Annotated in this window: 1 protein-coding gene; it reads left to right on the forward strand. The window is 67.6% G+C overall.

What is annotated here, in order from left to right:
* Positions 1 to 723 (forward strand): DUF11 domain-containing protein (locus LG367_RS18365; protein ID WP_226470722.1); only part of this gene is annotated, 723 nt, incomplete at both ends.

Below are 723 nucleotides of genomic sequence, written 5' to 3' on the forward strand. Positions count from 1 at the left end.
GCGGGCGGCGTGGCCGATGTGTCGGTGGTGAAGACGCTGACCACGACTGGCCCGATCCTGGCAGGACAGTCGATCCAGTTCGACATCGTGGTGACCAATGCGGGTCCGGATGCCGCGACCAACGTGCAGGTGACCGACACCCCGACCAATCTGACGATCACCGGTGTGTCCGGTGGTGGCTGCACGGCGTTCCCGTGCACGCTGGCGAGCCTGGCCTCGGGCGCGAGCGTGACCATCACGGTGACGGCGACCGTTGGCGTGACCGGCGGTGCGTTCAACAACGTGGCGACGGTGACGGTGCCGGATCAGACCGATCCGAATACATCCAACAACACGGATGACGAGCCGGGCACTGCCGGCGCGCTTCCGATTATTGCCAACGATGACAGTGGCAGCGCCAATGGCGCGAGCGGCGGCGTCGCGGTGCCGAACGTGCTGACGAACGACACCTTGAACGGTGCGCCGGCCACGCTCAGCAACGTCACGCTGACGCAGACCTCGACGACCAACCCGAACGTGACGCTGGATCCGGCGACGGGTGCGGTGAACGTGGCGCCGGGGACCCCGGCGGGCACGTACACGGTCGTGTACCAGATCTGCGAGCAGCTGAACCCGACCAACTGCGATACGGCCAACGTGACGGTGACCGTCTCGGCGGCGCCGATCGATGCGGTCGATGACAGCGGCAGCGCCAATGGCGCGAGCGGCGGCGTCGCGGTGCCG

The sequence above is a fragment of the Luteimonas panaciterrae genome (genome assembly GCF_020511115.1).
In the GTDB taxonomy this organism is placed as follows: domain Bacteria; phylum Pseudomonadota; class Gammaproteobacteria; order Xanthomonadales; family Xanthomonadaceae; genus Luteimonas; species Luteimonas panaciterrae.